The sequence below is a fragment of the Nonomuraea sp. NPDC049486 genome (genome assembly GCF_040676925.1).
Lineage (GTDB): Bacteria > Actinomycetota > Actinomycetes > Streptosporangiales > Streptosporangiaceae > Nonomuraea > Nonomuraea ferruginea.
Map to the genome: position 1 here is coordinate 399,588 of NZ_JBFAPV010000001.1, position 20,150 is coordinate 419,737.

The 20,150-nt window shown below is 70.2% G+C and carries 17 protein-coding genes; 10 read left to right on the forward strand and 7 right to left on the reverse strand.

All coding sequences use genetic code 11. The features are described 5' to 3' along the window. Positions 1-110: 110 nt before the first annotated feature. Together AB0K05_RS01925 and AB0K05_RS01930 are read right to left on the reverse strand one after the other, a co-directional pair. Positions 111-728, reverse strand: coding sequence for a DUF4129 domain-containing protein (locus tag AB0K05_RS01925; RefSeq protein WP_148034223.1), 618 nt, complete (start codon positions 726-728; stop codon positions 111-113). Then, a complete protein-coding gene (locus AB0K05_RS01930; RefSeq protein WP_364225727.1) occupies positions 725-1,987 on the reverse strand; it encodes a glycerophosphoryl diester phosphodiesterase membrane domain-containing protein in 1,263 nt (420 codons plus the stop codon). The genes AB0K05_RS01925 and AB0K05_RS01930 overlap by 4 nt, the downstream gene beginning before the upstream one ends. 267 nt (positions 1,988-2,254) lie before the next feature. Between AB0K05_RS01930 and mtrA the strand changes: the two genes are divergently transcribed. From mtrA to AB0K05_RS01960, 6 genes are all read left to right on the forward strand, one after another. Beyond that, positions 2,255-2,932 (forward strand): MtrAB system response regulator MtrA, encoded by a 678-nt coding sequence (gene mtrA / locus AB0K05_RS01935; RefSeq protein WP_090763607.1) that lies wholly within the window; start codon positions 2,255-2,257, stop codon positions 2,930-2,932. Between the two features lie 19 nt (positions 2,933-2,951). After that, positions 2,952-4,688 carry an MtrAB system histidine kinase MtrB gene (gene mtrB, locus AB0K05_RS01940; RefSeq protein ID WP_364225730.1) on the forward strand — a complete coding sequence of 579 codons (1,737 nt, stop codon included), beginning with the start codon at positions 2,952-2,954 and terminating at the stop codon, positions 4,686-4,688. After that, on the forward strand, positions 4,675-6,438 hold the full coding sequence (locus AB0K05_RS01945; RefSeq protein WP_148034220.1) for an LpqB family beta-propeller domain-containing protein: 1,764 nt from the start codon (positions 4,675-4,677) through the stop codon (positions 6,436-6,438). Before mtrB ends, AB0K05_RS01945 begins: the two co-directional genes overlap by 14 nt. Positions 6,439-7,335: 897 nt before the next feature. Beyond that, entirely contained in the window at positions 7,336-8,160 is an 825-nt protein-coding gene (locus AB0K05_RS01950) for a phosphoribosyltransferase family protein (RefSeq protein ID WP_271276697.1), read from the forward strand. A 608-nt stretch (positions 8,161-8,768) separates the two neighbouring features. Further along, complete coding sequence (gene raiA, locus AB0K05_RS01955; RefSeq protein ID WP_148034219.1) at positions 8,769-9,431, forward strand: ribosome-associated translation inhibitor RaiA; 663 nt, start codon at positions 8,769-8,771, stop codon at positions 9,429-9,431. 171 nt (positions 9,432-9,602) lie between these two features. Further along, positions 9,603-10,301 carry a response regulator transcription factor gene (locus AB0K05_RS01960; RefSeq protein ID WP_148034218.1) on the forward strand — a complete coding sequence of 233 codons (699 nt, stop codon included), beginning with the start codon at positions 9,603-9,605 and terminating at the stop codon, positions 10,299-10,301. Between the two features lie 271 nt (positions 10,302-10,572). On the opposite strand, the gene AB0K05_RS01965 is transcribed toward AB0K05_RS01960, so the two are convergent. Next, positions 10,573-11,787, reverse strand: a complete 1,215-nt coding sequence (locus tag AB0K05_RS01965; RefSeq protein ID WP_364225736.1) for a crosslink repair DNA glycosylase YcaQ family protein — start codon at positions 11,785-11,787, stop codon at positions 10,573-10,575. 173 nt (positions 11,788-11,960) lie between these two features. After that, the gene (locus tag AB0K05_RS01970) at positions 11,961-12,221 is read right to left on the reverse strand and encodes an HGxxPAAW family protein (RefSeq protein WP_148034216.1); all 261 of its coding nucleotides are present in this window, start codon (positions 12,219-12,221) and stop codon (positions 11,961-11,963) included. Positions 12,222-12,445: 224 nt separating this feature from the next. On the opposite strand from AB0K05_RS01970, the gene secA reads away from it, so the two are divergent. Continuing rightward, entirely contained in the window at positions 12,446-15,241 is a 2,796-nt protein-coding gene (secA, locus tag AB0K05_RS01975) for a preprotein translocase subunit SecA (protein ID WP_219543558.1), read from the forward strand. Between the two features lie 327 nt (positions 15,242-15,568). Here the strand turns inward: secA and AB0K05_RS01980 are convergent, their stop codons facing one another. From AB0K05_RS01980 to AB0K05_RS01990, 3 genes are all read right to left on the reverse strand, one after another. Next, a complete protein-coding gene (locus tag AB0K05_RS01980) occupies positions 15,569-15,946 on the reverse strand; it encodes an Rv3235 family protein (protein WP_364225741.1) in 378 nt (125 codons plus the stop codon). A 181-nt stretch (positions 15,947-16,127) separates the two neighbouring features. After that, positions 16,128-17,456, reverse strand: a complete 1,329-nt coding sequence (locus tag AB0K05_RS01985) for a PTS transporter subunit EIIC (protein ID WP_308248799.1) — start codon at positions 17,454-17,456, stop codon at positions 16,128-16,130. A gap of 24 nt (positions 17,457-17,480) precedes the next feature. Then, complete coding sequence (locus AB0K05_RS01990) at positions 17,481-18,221, reverse strand: GntR family transcriptional regulator (protein WP_364225744.1); 741 nt, start codon at positions 18,219-18,221, stop codon at positions 17,481-17,483. 115 nt (positions 18,222-18,336) lie between these two features. Between AB0K05_RS01990 and AB0K05_RS01995 the strand changes: the two genes are divergently transcribed. The 3 genes from AB0K05_RS01995 to AB0K05_RS02005 are packed head-to-tail and all read left to right on the forward strand — an operon-like array spanning position 18,337 to position 20,125. Next, positions 18,337-19,380, forward strand: a complete 1,044-nt coding sequence (locus AB0K05_RS01995) for an SIS domain-containing protein (RefSeq protein ID WP_271276702.1) — start codon at positions 18,337-18,339, stop codon at positions 19,378-19,380. A gap of 50 nt (positions 19,381-19,430) precedes the next feature. Further along, positions 19,431-19,667 carry a PTS glucose/sucrose transporter subunit IIB gene (locus tag AB0K05_RS02000; RefSeq protein ID WP_148034210.1) on the forward strand — a complete coding sequence of 79 codons (237 nt, stop codon included), beginning with the start codon at positions 19,431-19,433 and terminating at the stop codon, positions 19,665-19,667. Between the two features lie 11 nt (positions 19,668-19,678). Beyond that, positions 19,679-20,125, forward strand: coding sequence for a PTS glucose transporter subunit IIA (locus AB0K05_RS02005; protein WP_148034209.1), 447 nt, complete (start codon positions 19,679-19,681; stop codon positions 20,123-20,125). Positions 20,126-20,150: the final 25 nt, after the last annotated feature.

Here is a 20,150-nt window from a genome sequence, read left to right on the forward strand (position 1 = left end):
ACCTCCGAACCGCACCCCACCCGGCCTCCCGGCCCGGCGTCCTTCCAGGGGGTGGTGTCCTGCTGGGGTGGTCTGGACGGGGCGGTCGTGCGGGGGCGATGGGGGAAGGGTCATGGGGTGGCTCCCAGGGCGGCCGGGCGGGCGGTCGCGAGGCGGGTGTCCAGCGTGCTCATGGACTCGTAGGCCGCGGGGGTGCCGCGGACGTCGCCGTAGGTGACGTCGTCGAAGGAGCGGGCCGCCGCCGCCAGGTCGGCGGCGAACGGCGGGAGCGCCCGGCCGGCCTCGGCGGCGAGCTCGGCGGCGGTGCGGCCCGGCATGCCGTCGACCAGGGCGCGCTCCTCCAGGTCGCGGGCGATGGCGCGCAGCCGCTCCTGGATCGCCTCCGTCCACCGGCCTTCTGCGGCGAGCCGCTCGGCGGCCTCACGGTGCTCGGCCGCCGTCAGCCGCCGAGTGTCGAACAGCTCGCCGGGAGCGGCGGCCCTGCGCCGGCCGGCGCGGCGGACCTGCCAGACGACCAGCGCCGCGACGCCCACGAGCAGCAGCAGGATGACGATCGCCGCCAGCACGCCGCCCGCGGTGCCGCCACCGGCCACCGTGTCGAGCAGGTCGTTGACGAACTGGAAGAACCAGCGCTGCAGCCGGTCGAACAGCGGCTCCCGAGCGTACTGAGGGTCGAGGAGCTCGCGCGCCGCACGCCCGGCCGCCTCGTCCCTGCCGATCGGGCTCACGACTTGGCGGAGTTGGACGGGTGCCACAGCTCGTCGGCCGTCGAATGCACCCAGCCCTGCCGTTGCTGCTCGATGGCCGCCGTCTGCAGGACGAGGTCGAAGGCCTCGCCCCGCATGCGGCGGTCCGCGTACAGGAGCCCGGCGACGCCCGCCTCGAACGGGTAGGTGATCATGGCGCCGAGCGTGCCGCCGACGGCGACCAGGATGGAACCGATCACGATCGTCGCCACCGACCCGCTGCCCACCAGCCCGATCACCATCCCGACGATCATGAACGGCACCTGGAGGATGCTGGCGATCAGCCCGACCACCAGCGTGGTCAGGAACAGGATGCCGAGGACGCGCCAGAAGTCGCCGGTCACCAGGTTCCACGAGCGGCGCATCGCGTCGACAGGCCCCCTGCCCTCCAGCACCACGGCCGCGGGCGCGAAGGCGAAGCGCGTGCGGAAGAAGAACACGTAGCCGATGTAGAGCACGATCATCAGCAGGAACAGCAGGAGCAGCCCGCCGGCCGCCTCGGGCGAGCCCCCGGCGACGGTGCCGAAGGCGACCACGAGCACCGCGGCCATGACGGCCACCGGGGCCAGCATGATGAGGGCCAGCAGCCCGACGACGCCGAACAGGGCGGGCAGCCGCCTCCTGGTCGTCTGCCACGCCTCCTGAGTGGTGATCTTGCCGCCGAACACGGCCCGGCCGAGGATGCGCGTCAGCACCCCGGTCAGCACCGTCACCGCGACGAAGCTGATCGCGTACGAGACGAAGGCGCTGACGTACTGGGCCCCGAGCATGCCGTAGGTGCCGGCCGGGTCCTCGGCCTGGAGGGCGGCGGGGTCGTTCATCAACGGGGCCACGGCGCCGAACACGAAGCCCTGGCCGACGGCCAGCGGGATGGCGGCGAGCAGCGCCGCGACCGCCGACAGCCCGAGCACGGCCTTCGGGTTGGAGCGGATGAGCTTGATGGTGCCGTCGTAGATGTCGCCCAGAGCGAGCGGGCGCAGGGGGATGATGCCGGGCCGCAGCGCGGGCGGGTGGGGACCGTACCCGTAGGGCTGGCCCTGCGGGTAGGGGCCGTGGGGCGGCCCGTAAGACTGCTGCCCGCTGGACTGAGGGCCGGCTTCGTAGGGAGGAGGACCGGAAGGCGGCGGCTGCTCGCTGCCGGGGGCGGTCCACGGCGACGCCGGAGGCGCGCCGTAGGGCGGGGGCTGCTCCGCTGCCCAGCCCGAAGGCCTCTCTGACGCGGAACCGTGACCGTCTGACATATCCCAATCCTGGCACGCTGGGCGGCTGGGTGGCGTCGCGCCGTCGAGAAGACCGCATCTTGGCTCGCATTCCACGCGTTTCGGCGCGGCGGATCTCGTCCAGGGTGGCCGAAAGACCTTCCGTTACCGCAGACTGAAGAAAGCGGTCGCGGCGCGAGCCTGATACGGACCTTTCGCGGGACTCATGTCACACTCATGGGCCGAGCGGGGGTAACCTTCACCGACCGTGCAGGTATGTCCCAGAATGCGTAGAACGAATGAGGGGCCATGAAAGGTCGCGTGCTGGTCGTCGATGACGATGCCGCTCTCGCCGAGATGCTCGGCATCGTGTTGCGCGGAGAGGGCTTCGAACCATCCTTTGTCAGTGACGGCGACAAGGCGCTGGACGCGTTCCGCGACACGCGCCCCGATCTCGTCCTGCTCGACCTGATGCTGCCCGGCGCCGACGGCATCGACGTCGCCCGCCGCATCAGGGCGGAGTCCGGCGTGCCGATCGTCATGCTCACGGCCAAGAGCGACACCATCGACGTGGTGCTGGGGCTGGAGTCGGGCGCCGACGACTACATCGTCAAGCCCTTCAAGCCGAAGGAGCTGGTGGCCCGGGTGCGGGCCAGGCTGCGCCGCACCGACGAGCCGACCCCCGAGATCCTGCAGATCGGCGACATCACCATCGACGTGGCCGGACACTCGGTCAAGCGCGGCGACGAGACCATCAACCTCACCCCGCTCGAGTTCGACCTGCTCGTCGCCCTGGCCCGCAAGCCGCGCCAGGTCTTCACCCGCGAGGTCCTGCTGGAGCAGGTCTGGGGCTACCGCCACGCGGCCGACACCCGCCTGGTCAACGTGCACGTGCAGCGCCTCCGCGCCAAGATCGAGAAGGACCCCGAGCACCCCGAGATCGTGGTGACGGTCCGCGGCGTGGGCTACAAGGCCGGTCCCGCTTAGGGACCCGGCTCTCCCCGCCATGCCCCCGGCCAAGACGAGACGCACACGCCGCCGGACCCTCCGCCAGATACTCGGCGGGATCCGGCGGCGGGCTCGTCGTGCGGCGGGCAGGGCGCGCCGGCTGTGGCGGCGCTCGCTCCAGCTCCAGGTCGTGACCAGCACCCTGGTCATCTCGCTGATCGTCGTGGTGGTGCTCGGCATCTTCCTGTCCGACCAGATCAACAACTCGGTCATCGAGCGGCGGCAGCAGTCCGCCGCCAGCGAGGCCGCCGCCGACCGGCTGCAGATCGCCGACGCCCTCACCCGGCGCGAGGACGACCAGGCCAAGTCCTCCGATCCCGGCAAGAGCGTGCCGCCCGACCCGCTCGACGAGGTGATGGACAACATCATCGGCACCGGCAGGGACGGCTGGAAGAAGCGCTACGAGGTGCTGATCCTCAACGTCGACGAGCCCGGCCGGTCCCGCGCGTCGGGCAACGTCAACCAGCAGAACATCCCCGAGGCGCTGCAGCAGATGCTGCGCCGCCAGGCCGAGAAGTTCATCGACAGGCCGCAGCGCTACACCGAGCCGATCAGGCTGCCCGGCGAGAGCCAGCACAGGCAGACCCTCGTCATCGGCGCCATCATCCACGTCAACGGCAGCTACGAGGTCTACCACTTCTTCCCGTTCGACGAGGAAGAGCAGATGCTGTCGAACGTCCGGCTGGCCATCGTCGTGGTCGGCTTCGGGCTGGTGCTGCTGCTCGCCGCCATCGCGTACCTCGTGGCCCGCCAGGTCGTCACGCCGGTCAGGCTCGCCCGCCAGGCCGCCGAGCGGCTGGCCGCCGGGAAGCTCGACGAGCGGCTCAAGGTGCGCGGCGAGGACGACCTGGCGAGGCTCGCGACCTCGTTCAACGAGATGGCCGCCAACCTGGCGCTCAAGATCCACCAGCTGGAGGAGCTGTCGCAGGTGCAGCGGCAGTTCGTCTCCGACGTCTCGCACGAGCTGCGCACCCCGCTCACCACCGTCCGCATGGCCGCCGACCTGCTGTACGACGCGCGCGAGGACTTCGAGCCGATGGCCTCGCGCTCGGCCGAGCTGATGCAGGCCCAGCTCGAACGGTTCGAGTCGATGCTGGCCGACCTGCTGGAGATCAGCCGGTACGACGCCGGCGCCGCCGACCTGGACCTCGACTCCGTCGACATCCGCGACGTGGTGCTGCGCGCCATCGCCGACTCCGAGGCGCTGGCCGAGCGCCACAGCACCCGCTTCGAGCTGCGGTTGCCCAACGAGCCGTGCATGGCCGAGGTCGACAACCGCCGGGTCGAGCGCATCCTGCGCAACCTGCTGTTCAACGCCATAGAGCACGGCGAGGGCCGCGACGTCGTGGTCACCGTCGGCGCCGACAGGGACGCGGTCGCGGTCGCGGTGCGCGACCACGGCATAGGGCTCAAACCCGGCGAGGACACGCTGGTGTTCGACCGGTTCTGGCGGGCCGACCCGTCGCGGGCCAGGACCATCGGCGGCACCGGGCTCGGCCTGGCGATCTCCCGCGAGGACGCCGGCCTGCACGGCGGCTGGCTGCAGGCGTGGGGCCAGCCGGGCGAGGGCTCGCAGTTCCGGCTCACCCTGCCCAGGAAGGCCGGCACCGACCTCAAGGGCTCCCCGCTGTCGCTGGTCCCGCCCGAGATCGAGATGCGCCGCACCTGGCGCGGCCAGATGACGCCGGTCCTGCTGCCGGCCACCGGAGACGGGGGCGGCCATGACGAGGATTAGGCGGCTGGGCGGCGCCGCCGCCTTCGCGTTCACCATGCTCCTGGCCGGCACCGGCTGCGCGGTCATCCCCGTGGGCGGGCCGTTCCCGGTGGACGACGCGGGCAGCGGCGACTCCGTCACCGTGCCGTTCCAGCGCATGCTCGCCGTCGCGCCGCAGCCCGACTGGGGGCCGCAGCAGGTCGTGGAGGGCCTGCTGGCCGCCATGGCCGCCTACGACGACGACCCCTCCGTGCTGCCCAAGTACCTGACCGAGGAGGCCAGGCGGGTCTGGAAGCCCGACGGCGCCATCACGGTGATCGACAACTCGTTCCGGTTCGGCGAGCTCGTCGAGAACAAGGAGAAGAACGAGACCGTCCTCTCCATCCAGGGCAACAAGATCGCGCAGATCAACGAGGACGACACGTACGTGCCGGTCGGCTCGTCGGACGACCCCAAGATCAACCGGCCGATCACCCTGGTCAAGGACGCCAACGGGGCCTTCAAGGTCAACGGGTTGCAGCAGGGCCTGCTGCTCACCGACGCCGACGTGCGGCGCGCGTACCGTCCCACCAACCTCTACTACCTCAACGGCAGCTCCGGCGCCGACCCGCAGCCCGACCGGCTGGTCGTCGACCGGCTGCGGCTGCGCGTCGACCCCGACAAGAGCTTCGCCCAGACCATCGTCGAGCGCCTCGCCGAAGGGCCGACCAGCGGGCTGCAGGGCGCGGTCGGCAACGAGTTCCCGGAGGGCGCCAGAGTGCGGTGGATCCGGTCCACCGAGGACCGGGTGGTGATCAACATGGGCGGCCCGTTCAACCCGCTCGACACCTACACACAGGGCCTGCAGGCCCAGCTCAGGGCCAGCCTGAGCAGCAACAACCTGGCCAACGGCCGCACCCTGGAGGTGCTGCTCGACGGCGAGCAGTTCTTCTCCTCCGGCCCGCTCACCGTGCCGGCCAACCTGCCGGAAAGCTGGCTGGGCAGCGAGGACAAGCAGGTGTTCTACAGCAGCGGCGGCGCGGTCTTCGTGCTGGGCAGCGACGGCGAGGGCCACCCCGTGACCGGCCCCGCCGGGCAGCCCAGCCAGGGCTACACCGGCTTCGCCGTCTCCAAGGACCGCGACCGGATCGCCGCCAGGTCCGCGGCGGGCGGCATCTGGGTGACCCGGCACTCGCCCGACGGCCGCTGGCAGGAGTCCATCCCCGGCGCCGACCTCACCGACCCGTCCTGGCACCGCGACGGCAGCCTGTGGACGTTCGACCGGCAGAACGGCGAGGTCATCCGCTCCCACCCGGTCGTCGGCCGGGGGCCCGAACGCGTCGCCGCGCCCGCCCTCCAGGGACTGAACGTCACCTCGCTGCGGATGGCGCGCAACGGGGTCCGCGTCGCGGTCGAGATCGGCGACAACCGGGTCCAGGTCGGCGCGCTCACGGGCGGCGGCGGGAACGCCATGCTGAGCAACTTCGAGACGCTGACCACGGTCTCGGGCGGCGACGAGATCGTGGACATCGCCTGGAGCGACGGCGGCCACCTCCTGGTCCTCGTCCAGACCAAGGCGGGCCAGGTCGTCAAGGAGATCAACGTCGGCGACGGGGAGACCACCCAGCTCCCGACCACCAGCAAGCGGCTGGAGCGCCTGGCCGCCCTGGGCGACGCGATCCTGGCGACCACCGAGGACAGCAACGAGATCCTCGAATACAGCCGCGACAAACAAACCTGGACCCCGAAGCCCGCCACCGCCGTCGACCAGCCGATCTTCGCCCTGGGCTGACTTCGGGGGATCGCTCCGGCGGCTCTCGATTGGTTTGGCCGCCTCAACCACGAGCCGGAAGGTGCTTGGGGCGCGAGCCGGAGGTTTCTTGGGGCGCGGGCGTGAAGTTTCCTGGAGCGTGAGCGGAAGTCCTTTGGTGCGGCGCGAAGCTTCTTGCGGCGCGAGCCGGGCGTCTCTTGCGGGCGCGGATGCGAAGCTTTGTGGGGCGCCAGCTGGACGTCTCTCGCGGGCGCGGGCGCGATGCTTTGTGGGGCGTTAGCGGGAAGTCTTTCGGGGGCGCGGGCGTGAAGCTTCCTGGGGCGCAGCTGGACGTCTCTCGCGGGCGCGGGTGCGAAGCCTTGTGGGGCGTGAGCCGGATGTCTTTTGGGGCGTGGGCGTGAAGCTTCTTGGGGCGTGCGCCGGGCGTCTCTTGCGGGCGCGGGTGCGAAGCTTCCTGGGGCGCGAGCCCGAATTTCTCGCGGCGCGAGCGCAGAGGCACGCGCCTCTCTTGATCTTTTCTGTGCGGGCCCGAGGGACGCACGCTCGGTCAGCGTCTTGGGTTCAAACGAAAGATCCAAAAGCGAAAATCCTTTTGGGAACCCCCTCGGGCTGGGCGCCGATAGGCGTGCCTGACGGCCCGCTCAGCTCGCCGTAGTTCCGTAGAGAGTCTCGTGACAGGTGGCGTCTCTGGGTGCTTGTTCGGCTACCGAAAGTGTCGGTGGGCGACGGCATGCTGGGGCCGTGTTCGCCGGTCTGCTTGATGTCGTGCTGCCGCAGCCCTGTCTTGGCTGTGGCGCTCCGGGGGTGCGTCTGTGCGAGGAGTGTCTGGCGGGTGTGGTGGTGCCCTCTCGCCGGATGCCCGCGCCGTGTCCCGATGGGCTTCCCGTGTGCTGGTCCGCTTCTCCGTACGGGGGCGTGGTGCGCAAGGCCGTCATCGCCTACAAGGAACGGGGTGAGGCGGCCCTGGCGGCGGCCCTCGCCGACCTTCTGGCCTTCGCCCTCGTGGCGGCCCTCCGGTCGCCGCAGGAGGGCGCTGAGGGCGCTGTGGAGAGGTTTCGTGGACGGGGGAGCGCTCGGTCGTCGGTGGGGCTTCGTGGGGTGGGGGAGTGCGGGCTTCTTCTGGGAGGGGAGGGGGTGATCGTGGTGCCGGTGCCCAGTGGGCGGGCGGCCGTCAAGGGGCGGGGTCACGACCACGTGGGCGCGCTGGCGGAGCGGGTGGTGCGCCGGCTGCGCGGACGGGGGATGGCCGTCACGCTCTGGCCCGCGCTGCGGCAGCGCCGGAAGGTGGCCGACCAGTCGGGCCTGAGCTCCGCCGACCGGGTGTCGAACCTGGCCGGGTCCTTCTCCGTATCTGAGAGCGCTGTCCGCGATCTCGAAGTCGCAGGGAGAGGAGGGGTCCACGATCTGTGGGCCGCAGGGAGAGGAGGTGCCCTCGATCTGTCGGTCGCAGGAGGAGGACGTGCCCACGATCTGTCGGTCGCAGAGAGAGGAGGTGTCCATGATCTGCGGGTCGCAGGGAGGGGTGGTGTCCGCGTACGTGGGAGTTCCGCAGGCTTCGTGCGGAGGGCCGGGGGTGTGTTCGATCGTGCCCGGGTGGTCGTCGTGGATGATGTCGTCACGACGGGAGCCACGCTCGCGGACGCCGCGAGGGCGCTGCGGGCGGTGGGGGCGACGGTGCCGCTGGCCGTCACCGTCGCCGCGACACGCCGGATCTCACGAAATGGTCACGGTGACAGTCAGTAAAGAAAGGCCCAGGTGTGTTGCCTTCCGGAGGGCCACATGTCCGTAGCGGGAAGCGCCAGGTGAGGCAGCTCAGAAGGCTTGCCGCCCTGTCCTGTAAGGGGTGCCGTGGGACCAAACGGGGCATTCAGCCGGCCCGTAACCCCGCGCGAAAATCACGGAAAGTGATCCTTTGGAGCTTCCTCCGGCTGACATTCGCCGCCGATCCGGATAGCGTTCTGAACATGGCACCCGTTCGGGTCCGTGGTTGCGCAGAGCCGGGGCTCCCGGCTCCGCTAGCCGATGCCAGCCGCAGGCGAAACGGCCCACGTAAGGCGACTTTTCGTCGTCCGATCACGGTGCGGCTTAGGGGTAAGTCCTGCCTCCCCGGGGGTCCAGATGTCCCCCGCCAGGAGAGAAGGGCGGTAGTGGCATCAGAGCTGCGAAACCCTCAGCAGGCGGATGTGGGGTCGAAGACCAGGTCGGCCGGACGGGTGCCACCCGCGTTCCCGGTGACGAGGCGTCGGAGGAGGGTAACCCTGAAGGACAGGCGGACAGCAGAAAACCCTGCCCGGCACCACGCGAGTCGTCGGGCGCTCTATCTCAGTCGTTAGACGAAGGGGGGCTGTTGCATGGACATCATCGTCAAGGGCCGGCACACGGGAGTGAGTGATCGGTTCCGAGACCAGGTGACAACCAAGCTGGCCAGGATCGAGCGTCTGGACAACAAACTCATCCGAGTCGATGTGGAGGTGTCGAAGGAGCGCAACGTGCGCGCGGCCGATCAGCGAGAGCGGGTCGAGCTGACCATTCACACCCGCGGCCCCGCCATCCGCGCGGAGGCCAGCGCCGACGATCGTTTCGCCGCTCTGGACATCGCGATGGACAAGCTGGAGGGCCGCCTCAGGCGGCTGGCCGACCGGCGCAAGATCCATCACGGCAACCACAAGCAGCCGTCCATGGCGGAGATCACCGCCACGATGCCCGACCTGGCCGCGCCCGCGCCGTCCAAGGTCGAGCCCGCCCGCGAGGAGGCCGAGCCCGAGGAGGATCGGCTGCCGGAAGACAAGCAGTACGACGACATCGTCCCCATCCAGATGGACGGCGAAGGCCCTCTGATCGTCCGGGAGAAGCACCACAAAGCAGAGCCCATGACCATCGACCAGGCCCTCCTCGAGATGGAGCTGGTCGGACACGACTTCTATCTGTTCCGTGACAAGGAGAGCGGCCTGCCATCCGTCGTCTACAACCGGCGTGGGTACAACTACGGTGTGCTGCGGCTCGTAGAGCCCTGACGGCCGCCGGAAAGATCTTCTCGACCACCCGAGAACCGCGGCACACGTGCGATCATGGCGGTTCGACGGCTCTGGCCCCCGACGAGGAGGAGACGTGAGCGAGCTCAGTCAGGCGAGGACGAGCGAGCGAACCGGAGACACGACGGTCGCGAGGCGCATCAAGGAGGCCTTGTGACGGAGTCCGGCGAGGCGCGCCCCTCCGGCGGCGAGCCGATCCGCGTGCTGATCGTGGACGATCACGAGCTGATCAGGCGCAGCCTGGCCCTGGCGCTGGCCGCGGAGCCTGACATCGAGGTGGTCGGGGAAGCGAGCGACGGTCAGGAGGCGGTCGAGCTGGCCGATCGCCTCATGCCCGACGTGGCGTTGATGGATGTGCGCATGCCGCGGCAGGACGGCATCGAGGCGACCAAGGGCATCAAGGCCTCGGTGCCGAGCACCCGCATCATCATGCTGACGGTGAGCGACGAGGAAGAAGACCTCTTCGAGGCCATCAAGGCCGGCGCGACCGGCTACCTCCTCAAGGACGTCCAGATCAACGACGTGCCCGCGGCGGTCCGCGGCGTCCACGAGGGGCAGTCGCTGATCAACCCGGCCATGGCGGCCAAGCTCATCAACGAGTTCGCCAGCATGAGCCGCAAGGAGACCGAACGCCCGCCGCAGGTGCCGGTCCCGCGGCTGACGGAGCGCGAGATGGAGGTCCTGCGGCTCGTCGCCAAGGGCATGAACAACCGGGAGATCGCCAAGCAGCTGTTCATCTCCGAGAACACGGTGAAGAACCACGTCCGCAACATCCTGGACAAGCTGCAACTGCACTCGCGCATGGAGGCCGTGGTGTACGCGGTCCGCGAGCGCATGCTGGAGATCACCTGATCCGCCCTAGCCCCGCCCGCCCCTTCCCCTGAGGGAGGGCGGGCCAAGGCGGGTTCGGGCCCGGCGGCTCGCCGGTCCGGGAAACTCAGCGGGCCAGGGTCCCGGGAGGGGCGGCTCGCCGGCCGGGGAACCTCAGTGGGCCAAGGTCCCGCGAAGGGCGGCTCGCCGACCTGGGCAAGTCAGCGGGCTAGGGTCCTGGGACGGACGGCTCGCCGGTCCGGGAACCTCAGCGGGCCACGGTCCCGCGAGGGGTGGCTCGCCGACCTGGGAATCAGCGGGCCAGGGTCGTGTTGAGTGCCTCGGCGAGCTCGGGTGGGTCGGCGCGTTCGACGCGTACGGTGTCGCAGCCGACCCAGGTGGCGGCCGATCGGAGCGCGTCGCCCATCGCCTCGACCCAGCGGGCGCTGGTCAGGCCCGGCTCCAGGCTGACCTTCCTGGCCACCAGCGTGGTGCCCTCGCGCGCCGGGTCCACCCTGCCGATCAGGCGGCCGCCGGCCAGCACCGGCATCGTGAAGTAGCCGTGGACCCGCTTGTGCTTCGGCACGTACAGCTCAAGCTGGTAGGCGAAGCCGAAGACGCGCTCGGTGCGGCCGCGGTGCCAGATCAGCGAGTCGAACGGCGAGACCAGGGTCGTGCGGTGGCGTCCGCGCGGCTCCGACTCCAGCGCGGCCGGGTCGGCCCAGGCGTTGGGCACGGCTCCGGGCGCCGAGCCGTTGCGGCCGGCCCTGACGGCGGGCCAGCCGGCGACGCGCACCGGCGTCAGCCCGGCGGCGCCGCTCGCGAGGGCCTCGTCGAGGATCGCGGCGGAACGCCCCTTGAGGCGGAGGAAGTCGATCAGGTCGGCCCGCGTGGCGACCCCGAGTGACCGGCCCGCGATGCCCGCGAGCCGCACGACGCACTCCTCGTCGGTGAGGTCCTCGGCCAGCAGGCCGGCGGGCACCACGCGCTCGGCCAGGTCGTAGACCCTGCGCCAGCCCACCCGGCGGGTGCAGACCACCTCGCCGATGTCGAGCAGCCACTCCAGGCCGATCTTGGAGTCGGACCAGTCCCACCACGGGCCGCCGTTCTTGGCCCCGCCGACGTCGGCGGTGGTGAGCGGGCCGTGGTCGCGCACCTGCTGGAGCAGCTTGTCGACGCTGTCGGGCACCTCGTGCCAGCGGAAGCGGCGCTCGCGGTAGGCGCGCCGCCGGAACGCGAAAAGGGGCCAGTTCTCGATCGGCAGGATGCAGGCGGCGTGGCACCAGTATTCGAAGCTGCGGGCAGGGGCGTCCCAGTAGGCCTGCTCGACGGCGGGCCTGCCCACGGCGCCGAGCCGGGCGTAGGCGACGAGCTCGTGGGAGCGGGCGAGCACCGAGATGGTGTCGAGCTGGACGGCGCCGAGCCTGCGGAGCATGCCCTGCACCCCGCCCTGACGGCCGTCGGAGCCGAGCAGCCCCTGGGCGCGCAGGATGAGCCGGCGCGCCTCGTCGGCGGTCAGTTCGGTCATGTTCGCGATTCCGTACGGGGGAGCATGGCCGGAATGCTAGCCGCGGCCACTGACAGAACGGGGCCCGGGAATTACCGTCAGCGGGCCCGCGTTCATCATGGGACGAACCCGTCGCCGTCGGGGGTGCTTCTCGGAGGGGCCGCCTCGACGGTGCCCGCTCCGAGGGGGAAACGTCAGCGGTGGTCTTCGGCGTTCAGCCCCACCCGGGGTGCGTCGATCACCACATCGGTGAAGATGTCGAACACGAGGGCGAGGATGCCGCCCACCACGAACAGGCCGACGCCGATCCAGACGACCATCCAGTTCTCCATGGTCAGGCCGAATCCGGCGACGACGCTGCCGAGCAGCATCACCGTCACGGCCAGCCATGAGGACGCGCGGCCGCCGTGGCTACCGAGATTCTCGGTCTGCTCCGACTTCTGTCCCTCAACCATGACAAATCCCTCCTTGCCCGGATATCCCGGTTATCGGGGCGAACCGGCCTTTGACCGGCGTACTATCAGCCCGCCTGACATTCTCCCAGACATGTCCTGCGCCCTTGTCGGCACGGTGGCTGTGTCTGGTTGGAGAACCGCCTACGATGGCAGCGGGGAAGTTTGTCTCGGCCTCTCCTCCTGGCGGCGCCGCCGGGGTAGACCTGCGAGGAGCTTTACATAAAGTGGCAGCCATTCTCGACAAGATCCTACGTGCCGGCGAGGGCAAGACTCTGCGTAAGCTCAAGCGGATCGCAGACCAGGTCAACTCCATCGAGGACGACTTCACGAGCCTGTCCGACGCGGAGTTGCGCGCCCTGACGGACGAGTTCAAGCAGCGCCATGCCGATGGCGAGTCGCTCGACGACCTGCTTCCCGAAGCGTTCGCCACCGTACGCGAGGCCGCGCGCCGCGTGCTCGGTCAGCGCCACTTCGACGTGCAGATCATGGGCGGCGCCAATCTCCACATGGGCAACATCTCGGAGATGAAGACCGGTGAGGGCAAGACCCTCACCTGCACCCTCCCCGCCTATCTCAACGCGCTGTCCGGCAAGGGCGTCCACGTCGTCACGGTCAACGACTACCTGGCCAAGCGCGACGCCGAGAACATGGGCCGCGTCCACCGCTTCCTCGGTCTCGAGGTCGGGGTGATCCTGTCCGGCCAGGCGCCCGACGAGCGCCGCAAGCAGTACTTCGCCGACATCACCTACGGCACCAACAACGAGTTCGGCTTCGACTACCTGCGCGACAACATGGCGTGGGGGCTCGACGAGTGCGTGCAGCGCGGCCACAACTACGCCGTCGTCGACGAGGTCGACTCGATCCTCATCGACGAGGCCAGGACCCCGCTGATCATCTCCGGCCCGGGCGAGCAGTCCGGGAAGTGGTACCAGGAGTTCGCCAAGATCGTCCCGCGCCTCCGCCGCGGCGTCGAGGCGAAGAACCCCGGCGAGGAGAGCACCGGCGACTACATCGTCGACGAGAAGAAGCGCACGGTCGGCATCCTCGAGTCCGGCGTCGAGAAGGTCGAGGACTGGCTCGGCATCGACAACCTCTACAAGGCCGAGCACACCCACCTGGTCGGCTTCCTGAACAACGCCCTGAAGGCCAAGGAGCTGTTCAAGAAGGACAAGGACTACATCGTCACCGACGGCGAGGTCCTCATCGTCGACGAGTTCACCGGCCGCGTCCTCCACGGTCGCCGCTACAACGAGGGCATGCACCAGGCCATCGAGGCCAAAGAAGGCGTGAAGATCAAGGACGAGAACCAGACTCTCGCCACGATCACCCTGCAGAACTACTTCCGCCTCTACACCAAGCTCGCCGGCATGACCGGCACGGCGACCACCGAGGCCAACGAGTTCCACCAGACCTACAAACTCGGCGTGGTCCCCATCCCGACCAACCGGCCGATGGTCCGCAAGGACCAGGCCGACGTCGTCTACAAGACCGAGGACGCCAAGTTCAACGCGGTGGTCGACGACATCAAGGAGCGCCACGAGCACGGCCAGCCCGTCCTCGTCGGCACCACCTCGGTCGAGAAGTCGGAGCGGCTGTCCAAGGCGCTCAGGCGCCGAGGCGTCACGCACGAGGTCCTCAACGCGAAGAACCACGCGCGTGAGGCGTCGATCATCGCCGAGGCGGGCCGCAAGGGCGCCGTCACCGTCGCCACCAACATGGCCGGTCGAGGCACCGACATCATGCTCGGCGGCAACCCCGAGTTCCGCGCCGACCAGGAGCTGCGCCAGCGCGGTCTCGACCCGGTCGAGACGCCCGAGGAATACGAGAAGGCCTACCCCGAGGCGCTGGAGAAGGCCAAGGCCGCGGTGAAGGCCGAGCACGACGAGGTCACCGAGCTGGGCGGCCTCTACGTGCTGGGCACCGAGCGCCACGAGTCGCGCCGCATCGACAACCAGCTCCGCGGTCGCTCCGGCCGCCAGGGCGACCCGGGCGAGTCCCGCTTCTACCTGTCGCTCGGCGACGACCTGATGCGCCTGTTCAACTCGGTCAGGGTCGAGGCGATCATGACGCGCCTCAACATCCCCGACGAGCAGCCGATCGAGTCCGGCATCGTCTCCAAGGCCATCGCCTCCGCCCAGCACCAGGTCGAGCAGCAGAACTTCGAGATCCGCAAGGAAGTTCTCAAGTACGACGAGGTGATGAACCGCCAGCGCAAGGTGATCTACGCCGAGCGCCGGCGCGTGCTGGAGGGCGCCGACCTGCACGAGCAGGTGCGCGGCTTCATCGGCAACGTCGTCGACGGCTACGTCGACGGCGCCACCTCCGACGGGTTCTCCGAGGAGTGGGACCTCGAGAAGCTGTGGAAGGCGTTCGCCGGCCTCTACCCGATCTCCGTCAAGCTTGAGGACCTCCTGGAGGAGGCCGGTGGTCAGGAGAACGTCACCGACGACCTGATCAGGGAGCGGGTCAAGGCCGACGCGCTGGAGGCGTACGCCAGGCGCGAGGAGGAGTGGGGCGCCGAGGCGACCCGCGACCTCGAGCGGCGCGTCATCCTGTCCGTCCTCGACCGCAAGTGGCGCGAGCACCTCTACGAGATGGACTACCTGCGCGAGGGCATCGGCATGCGGGCCTACGCGCAGAAGGATCCGCAGATCGAGTACCAGCGCGAGGGCTTCGAGATGTTCAACGCGATGCTCGAGGGCATCAAGGAGGACTCCGTAGGCTTCCTGTTCAACCTGGAGGTGGAGGTTCAGGAGAACCCCATCGTCGAGGAGCAGGAAGACCCGGTGCTGGCCGAGACGCGCTCCATCATCGCGCGCGGCCTCCGCGGTCCCGACCGCCCGGCGGAGCTGGAGTACACCGCTCCCGGCGAGCAGGGCGACGTGGAGCACACCCGCGTCCGCACCACCTCGGCCGAGCGCGCCGCCTACGGCAACGTCGAGCGCAACGCCCCCTGCCCGTGCGGCTCGGGCAAGAAGTACAAGCGCTGCCACGGCGACCCGAAGAACGCCGGCAACTGACGCGTGACACAAGGACCCCTCGCCCGGCGGACGGGCGGGGGGTCCTCGTGCGTCCGGCTCAGAGGTGGGTGGTGGCGGATTCCGAAACCCGCCGCACGATCAGGGTGGAGCAGCCGGTCTTCAGCGTGAGGAACGTCCGGTGGCTGTCGGAGGCGTCGGGCCGCCCATCCCCGGAACACCCTGCTCACCCTGAGGTCCGGCGGGACCCGTCGCACCCTGGGGCCCCGTCTTGTTCCAGGTGAGCTCCGTCTCGCGGGTCACGAACCGCGCATCCCCCGCGACACGATCTCCTGGGCGACTGGGATCTCGGTTGGAGCCGGCTTGCCGTCAGGCGGTCTCGAAGTCCGTGCAGAGCCACTGCACGCCCCTGCGTTCCAGGCGCAGGGCCAGGACGCGGTCGCGCTCGCCGCAGTGGACCAGGAGGCACATCTCCACCACGCCGTCGCTGGGCTCCTTGACGTGGGGGACGCCGACGAAGGGCGGGCGACGGGTGTCGAGCATGCGACCGGCCCGTACGAGCTCGCGGTAGGCCTGGTCGGTGAGGCGGTCGGCGACCGTCTCCGGGGGCCGGCGGCCGGAGAGGACCTCGGCGAGCGCCTGGCCGAGGTGGCGCAGCCGGCGCTCGTCCGGGAGCGCGCCGGGCGGGCCCCAGACGAGGGGTGTGTCGAGCGCGAGCGAGCCGTGGACCTGGGGAGAGGGCGACATCGGGAGCCTCCGGGGGGCGTTCCTGGTGAGAGACGGTACTAAGAGGTTCCGGCCGGGCCCCGGGATACACGGCACGCCAACTTCCCCGATCCATGCCCTGGTTCGCGGAGGATGGCGAAGAAGGTCAGTGCGAGTTGGGGTGGCCGCGTCCGGGTTGCGGACCCTCGGCCACGCCGCGATGTCACGACCGAATAGGGGTGGCCTCGCCCGAGTCCACGTCCGGTTCCGGCTCGCGGCCCGGGGTCATGATGTTCAGCCGTCTGATGAGGAAGCTGAACACCACGTAGTAGACCGCCCCGTACGCCACCCCGAGCAGGAGGATGCCCGGCAGGTTCTGGGTGTTGGACTTGCTGGCGTTGAGCAGCATGTCGAGCAGCCCGGCCGAGAAGCCGAAGCCGAGCTGCCCGCCGATCAGCGTGGTCAGCGCCATGGCCAGCCCGGTGAGCACGGCGTGCACGGCCAGCAGCAGCGGCGCGACGAAGATGAACGCGAACTCGATCGGCTCGGTGATGCCGGTGACGAACGAGGCCAGCGCCGCCGACAGCATGATGCCGCCCACCGTGGCCCGCCGGTGCGGGGGCGCGGCCCGCCACATGGCCAGCGCGGCGGCCGGCAGCGCGAACATCATGACGGGGAAGAACCCGGCCATGAACTGCCCCGACTCCGGGGCGCCGCCGAAGTAGCAGTTCCAGTCGCCGCCGAGCACCCGCCCGTCCACCTCGCAGGTGGGCACCACGTGCCAGACGATCGAGTTGACGAAGTGGTGCAGCCCGAGCGGGATGAGCAGCCGGTTGATCAGCCCGTACAGGCCGGTGCCGAGCGGCCCGAGGGTGGTCAGCGCCTCCCCGGCGTGGCCGATCCACTCGCCGAGAATCGGCCACACCCAGCCGATGAGCACGCCGAGCCCGAGCGCCACGAAGGCGGTGAGAATGGGCACGAACCGCCGCCCGCCGAAGAACGCCAGCCACGACGGCAGCTTGATCCGGTGGAAGCGCTGCCAGAGCAGCGCGGTGACCAGCCCTATCAGGATGCCGCCGAGCACCTTGGTGGGGTTCTGCATGCCGTGGTTGATGATCTCGATGACGCCCTGGTCCGCGGCCTGCCGCAGGGTCACGGTCTCGCGGATGGCCGAACCGGCGAACATCACCTTGCTCACCCGGTCGAACACCAGGTAGCCGACCACGGCGGCGAGCGCCGTCGTGCCGTCGGACTTGCGCGCGAAGCCGATGGCCACGCCCACCGCGAACAGCAGCGGGAGGTTCTCGAACAGCGCCTCGCCGGCCGCCGCCAGCACGGCCGCGACCTCGGTCATCCAGGCGAAGCCCGCCACGTCGGCGAGCCCGCCGGGCTCGGCGCCGTTGGCGCCCAGCATGTCGGGCTGGCCGAAGCGGAGCAGCAGGGCGGCCGCGGGGAGGGCGGCGATGGGCAGCATGAGCGAGCGGCCCAGCCTCTGCAGCACGTTCATCAGGCGTGAGAACGGCGAAGGCCGGGCGGCGGTGGTCTCGTTCACCGGGTGTTCCTCCGGGTCGGGCCCTCAACCCCGTCTTGCGGGCATTTCGAGTAGGGTGCGCAGCTGGTAGCGGTCCGCCCGGTAGGTGGACACGCCCAGCTCGGCGCAGACGCCTCCGGAGAACGACCTGCGCTGGAGCAGCAGCACGGCGCCGCCGCGGGGAAGTTTGAGCAGGTCGGCGTCGCTCGGATCGGCTATCCCCCCGTCTATGGTCAGTTCGCCCGCGTCCATGACCAGCCCGTAGCGGCTCTCCAGGAGCTCGTACAGCGATCTGCCGGTCAGGTCGTGGTCGGCCAGGTCGGGGGCGAGCTTGACCGGGATGTGCGCGCGCTCGATCGACAGCGGTTCGCTGTCGGCGGTGCGCAGCCGTTCGATGAAGTGGACCTCCTCGCCCGGCTGGATGCCCAGCTCCTTGGCCAGGTGGGCGCTGGCGCGCATGGTGCGCCGGTCGAGGTCGCGCGAGCCGGGCGCCATGCCCCTGGCACGCATGTCCTCGGTGAACGACGTGAGCTGCAGGGCCAGCTCGATCTTGGGCCGGGCGACGAACGTGCCCTTGCCCGGCACCCGGTGCAGGCGGCCCTCGGAGACCAGATGGTCGACCGCCTGCCGCACGGTCATCCGCGACAGGCCGAAGCGCTGGCAGAGCTCGCGCTCGGACGGGATCGCGGCGCCGATGCTCAGCTCGTCGCTGTCGATGAGGTCGAGCAGGATCTCGCGGAGCTGGAAGTACTTGGGCACCGGGCTGTCCGGGTCGATGTGGGCCACGGGATCCTCCCTTCGCTCGGGCCAGTCTGATGGGTTATGGTTCTCACTGGTCTAGTCCGGACTAGACCACATGTCTTGAAACAGGGTCAAGTCCGGAACGCTAACTCCCCGAGGAATGAGCCCCCAGATGACCAAGATGCGCAGCGAGATCGCCGAGCAGCCCGAGGCGCTGCGGGCCACGATCGACTCCCTGCTGCCCAGGATCGACGAGGTGCGGGCGCTGGGTGAGCGGACCCGGCAGTTGTTGTTCGTCGCACGTGGCACCTCCGACAACGCCGCAGTCTACGGCCGCTATCTGGTGGAATCCCACGCCGGGCGGCTGTCCGCGCTCGCCGCGCCGTCCATCGCCACCACCTACCGCCGCAAGCTCGACCTGGAGGGCGTGCTGGCCGTCGCGATCTCCCAGTCGGGCCGTACGGAAGAGATCGTGGAGACGCTGGCCTGGGCGAAGGACTGCGGGGCCGCCACCGTCGGGGTCACCAACGGCGGCCCGGACAGCCCGCTCGCCCAGGCCGCCGACCTGGCGCTGTGCACGGTCGCGGGGACGGAGGAGGCGGTTCCCGCCACCAAGACCTACACCACCCAGCTCGCCGCGCTGGCCGTGCTGGCGATCGGGCTCGGCGCCGACGTGGACCGGGCCGACCTGCTGCGGGTGCCCGAGGCCGTGGAGAAGCTGATCGCCGAGCCCGGTGACGTGGACGCCGTCGTGGACGGGCTCGCGGACAAGCACGGCGTGGTCGTCTCCGGCCGCGGCCTGGCCTTCTCCACCGCGCTGGAGACCGCGCTGAAGCTCAAGGAGGCGTGCTACCTGCACGCCATGGGCCTGTCGTACGCCGACCTGCTGCACGGCCCGATCGCCGTGGTCGACCACGCCACCCCGGCGCTGCTCGTCGCCGCCGAGAGCGGCCCCACGCTCCAGGGCACGGTGGCGCTGGCCGAGCGGGTCGTCTCTGCGGGCGCGGCGGCGTACACGATCGGCGGCGGCAGGGCGCTCGCCGCGGCCGGCACGGCCGCGATGAACGGCCCCGACCTGCCCGAATGGGTGGCCCCGATGGGCCTCATCGTGCCGGGGCAGCTGCTCACCGAGGCGCTCGCCCGGCGGCTGGGCATCGACCCTGACGCGCCGCGCGGCCTGAACAAGGTCACCCAGACCGACTGAACCCGGCGCCTGAGTAGCCTGGTCGCACAGCCACGGACGAGGAGGGCCTGATGGCGGCGGACGTGAACGCGCTCATCGCCGGCCTGGGCGGAGCCGGCAACATCATCGACATCGAACCCTGCATCACCCGCCTGCGCACGGAGGTGCACGACACGTCCAAGGTCGACCAGGCCGCGCTCAGGGCCGCGGGCGCCCACGGCGTGATGGCGGCGGGCAACGTGATCCAGGTCGTCGTCGGCCCGGAGGCGGACACGATCGCGAGCGACATCGAGGACATCATCGGCTAGAGGGCGGGGCCATGACGACTGTTCTCGCCCCGGTGGAGGGCGCGGCGGTGGGGCTGGCCGCCGTGCCCGACCCGGTGTTCTCGGCCGGCATGGTGGGGCCGGGGACGGCGATCGACCCCAGCAGGGGGCCGGGCGAGGCAGTCGCCCCCATCACTGGAAAAATCATGAAACTGCATCCGCACGCGTACGTCATCGTGGGCGATGACGGCAGGGGCGTGCTGGTGCATCTGGGCATCGACACGGTGCAGCTCAAGGGGAGGGGGTTCCGGTTGCTCGCGGCGGAAGGCGACCGGGTGAGCGCCGGCCAGCCCGTCGTGGCCTGGGATCCCACCGAGATCGAGGCGGGCGGGCGCTCGCCTGTCTGCCCCGTGGTGGCGCTGGACGCGCTCGACTCGGCGGTGACGGCTCTGGCCGAAGGCACGGTACGGGCCGGCGACGAGCTGTTCCAATGGACGTGACGCGACAGGGGTCCGGCTGGTCCGG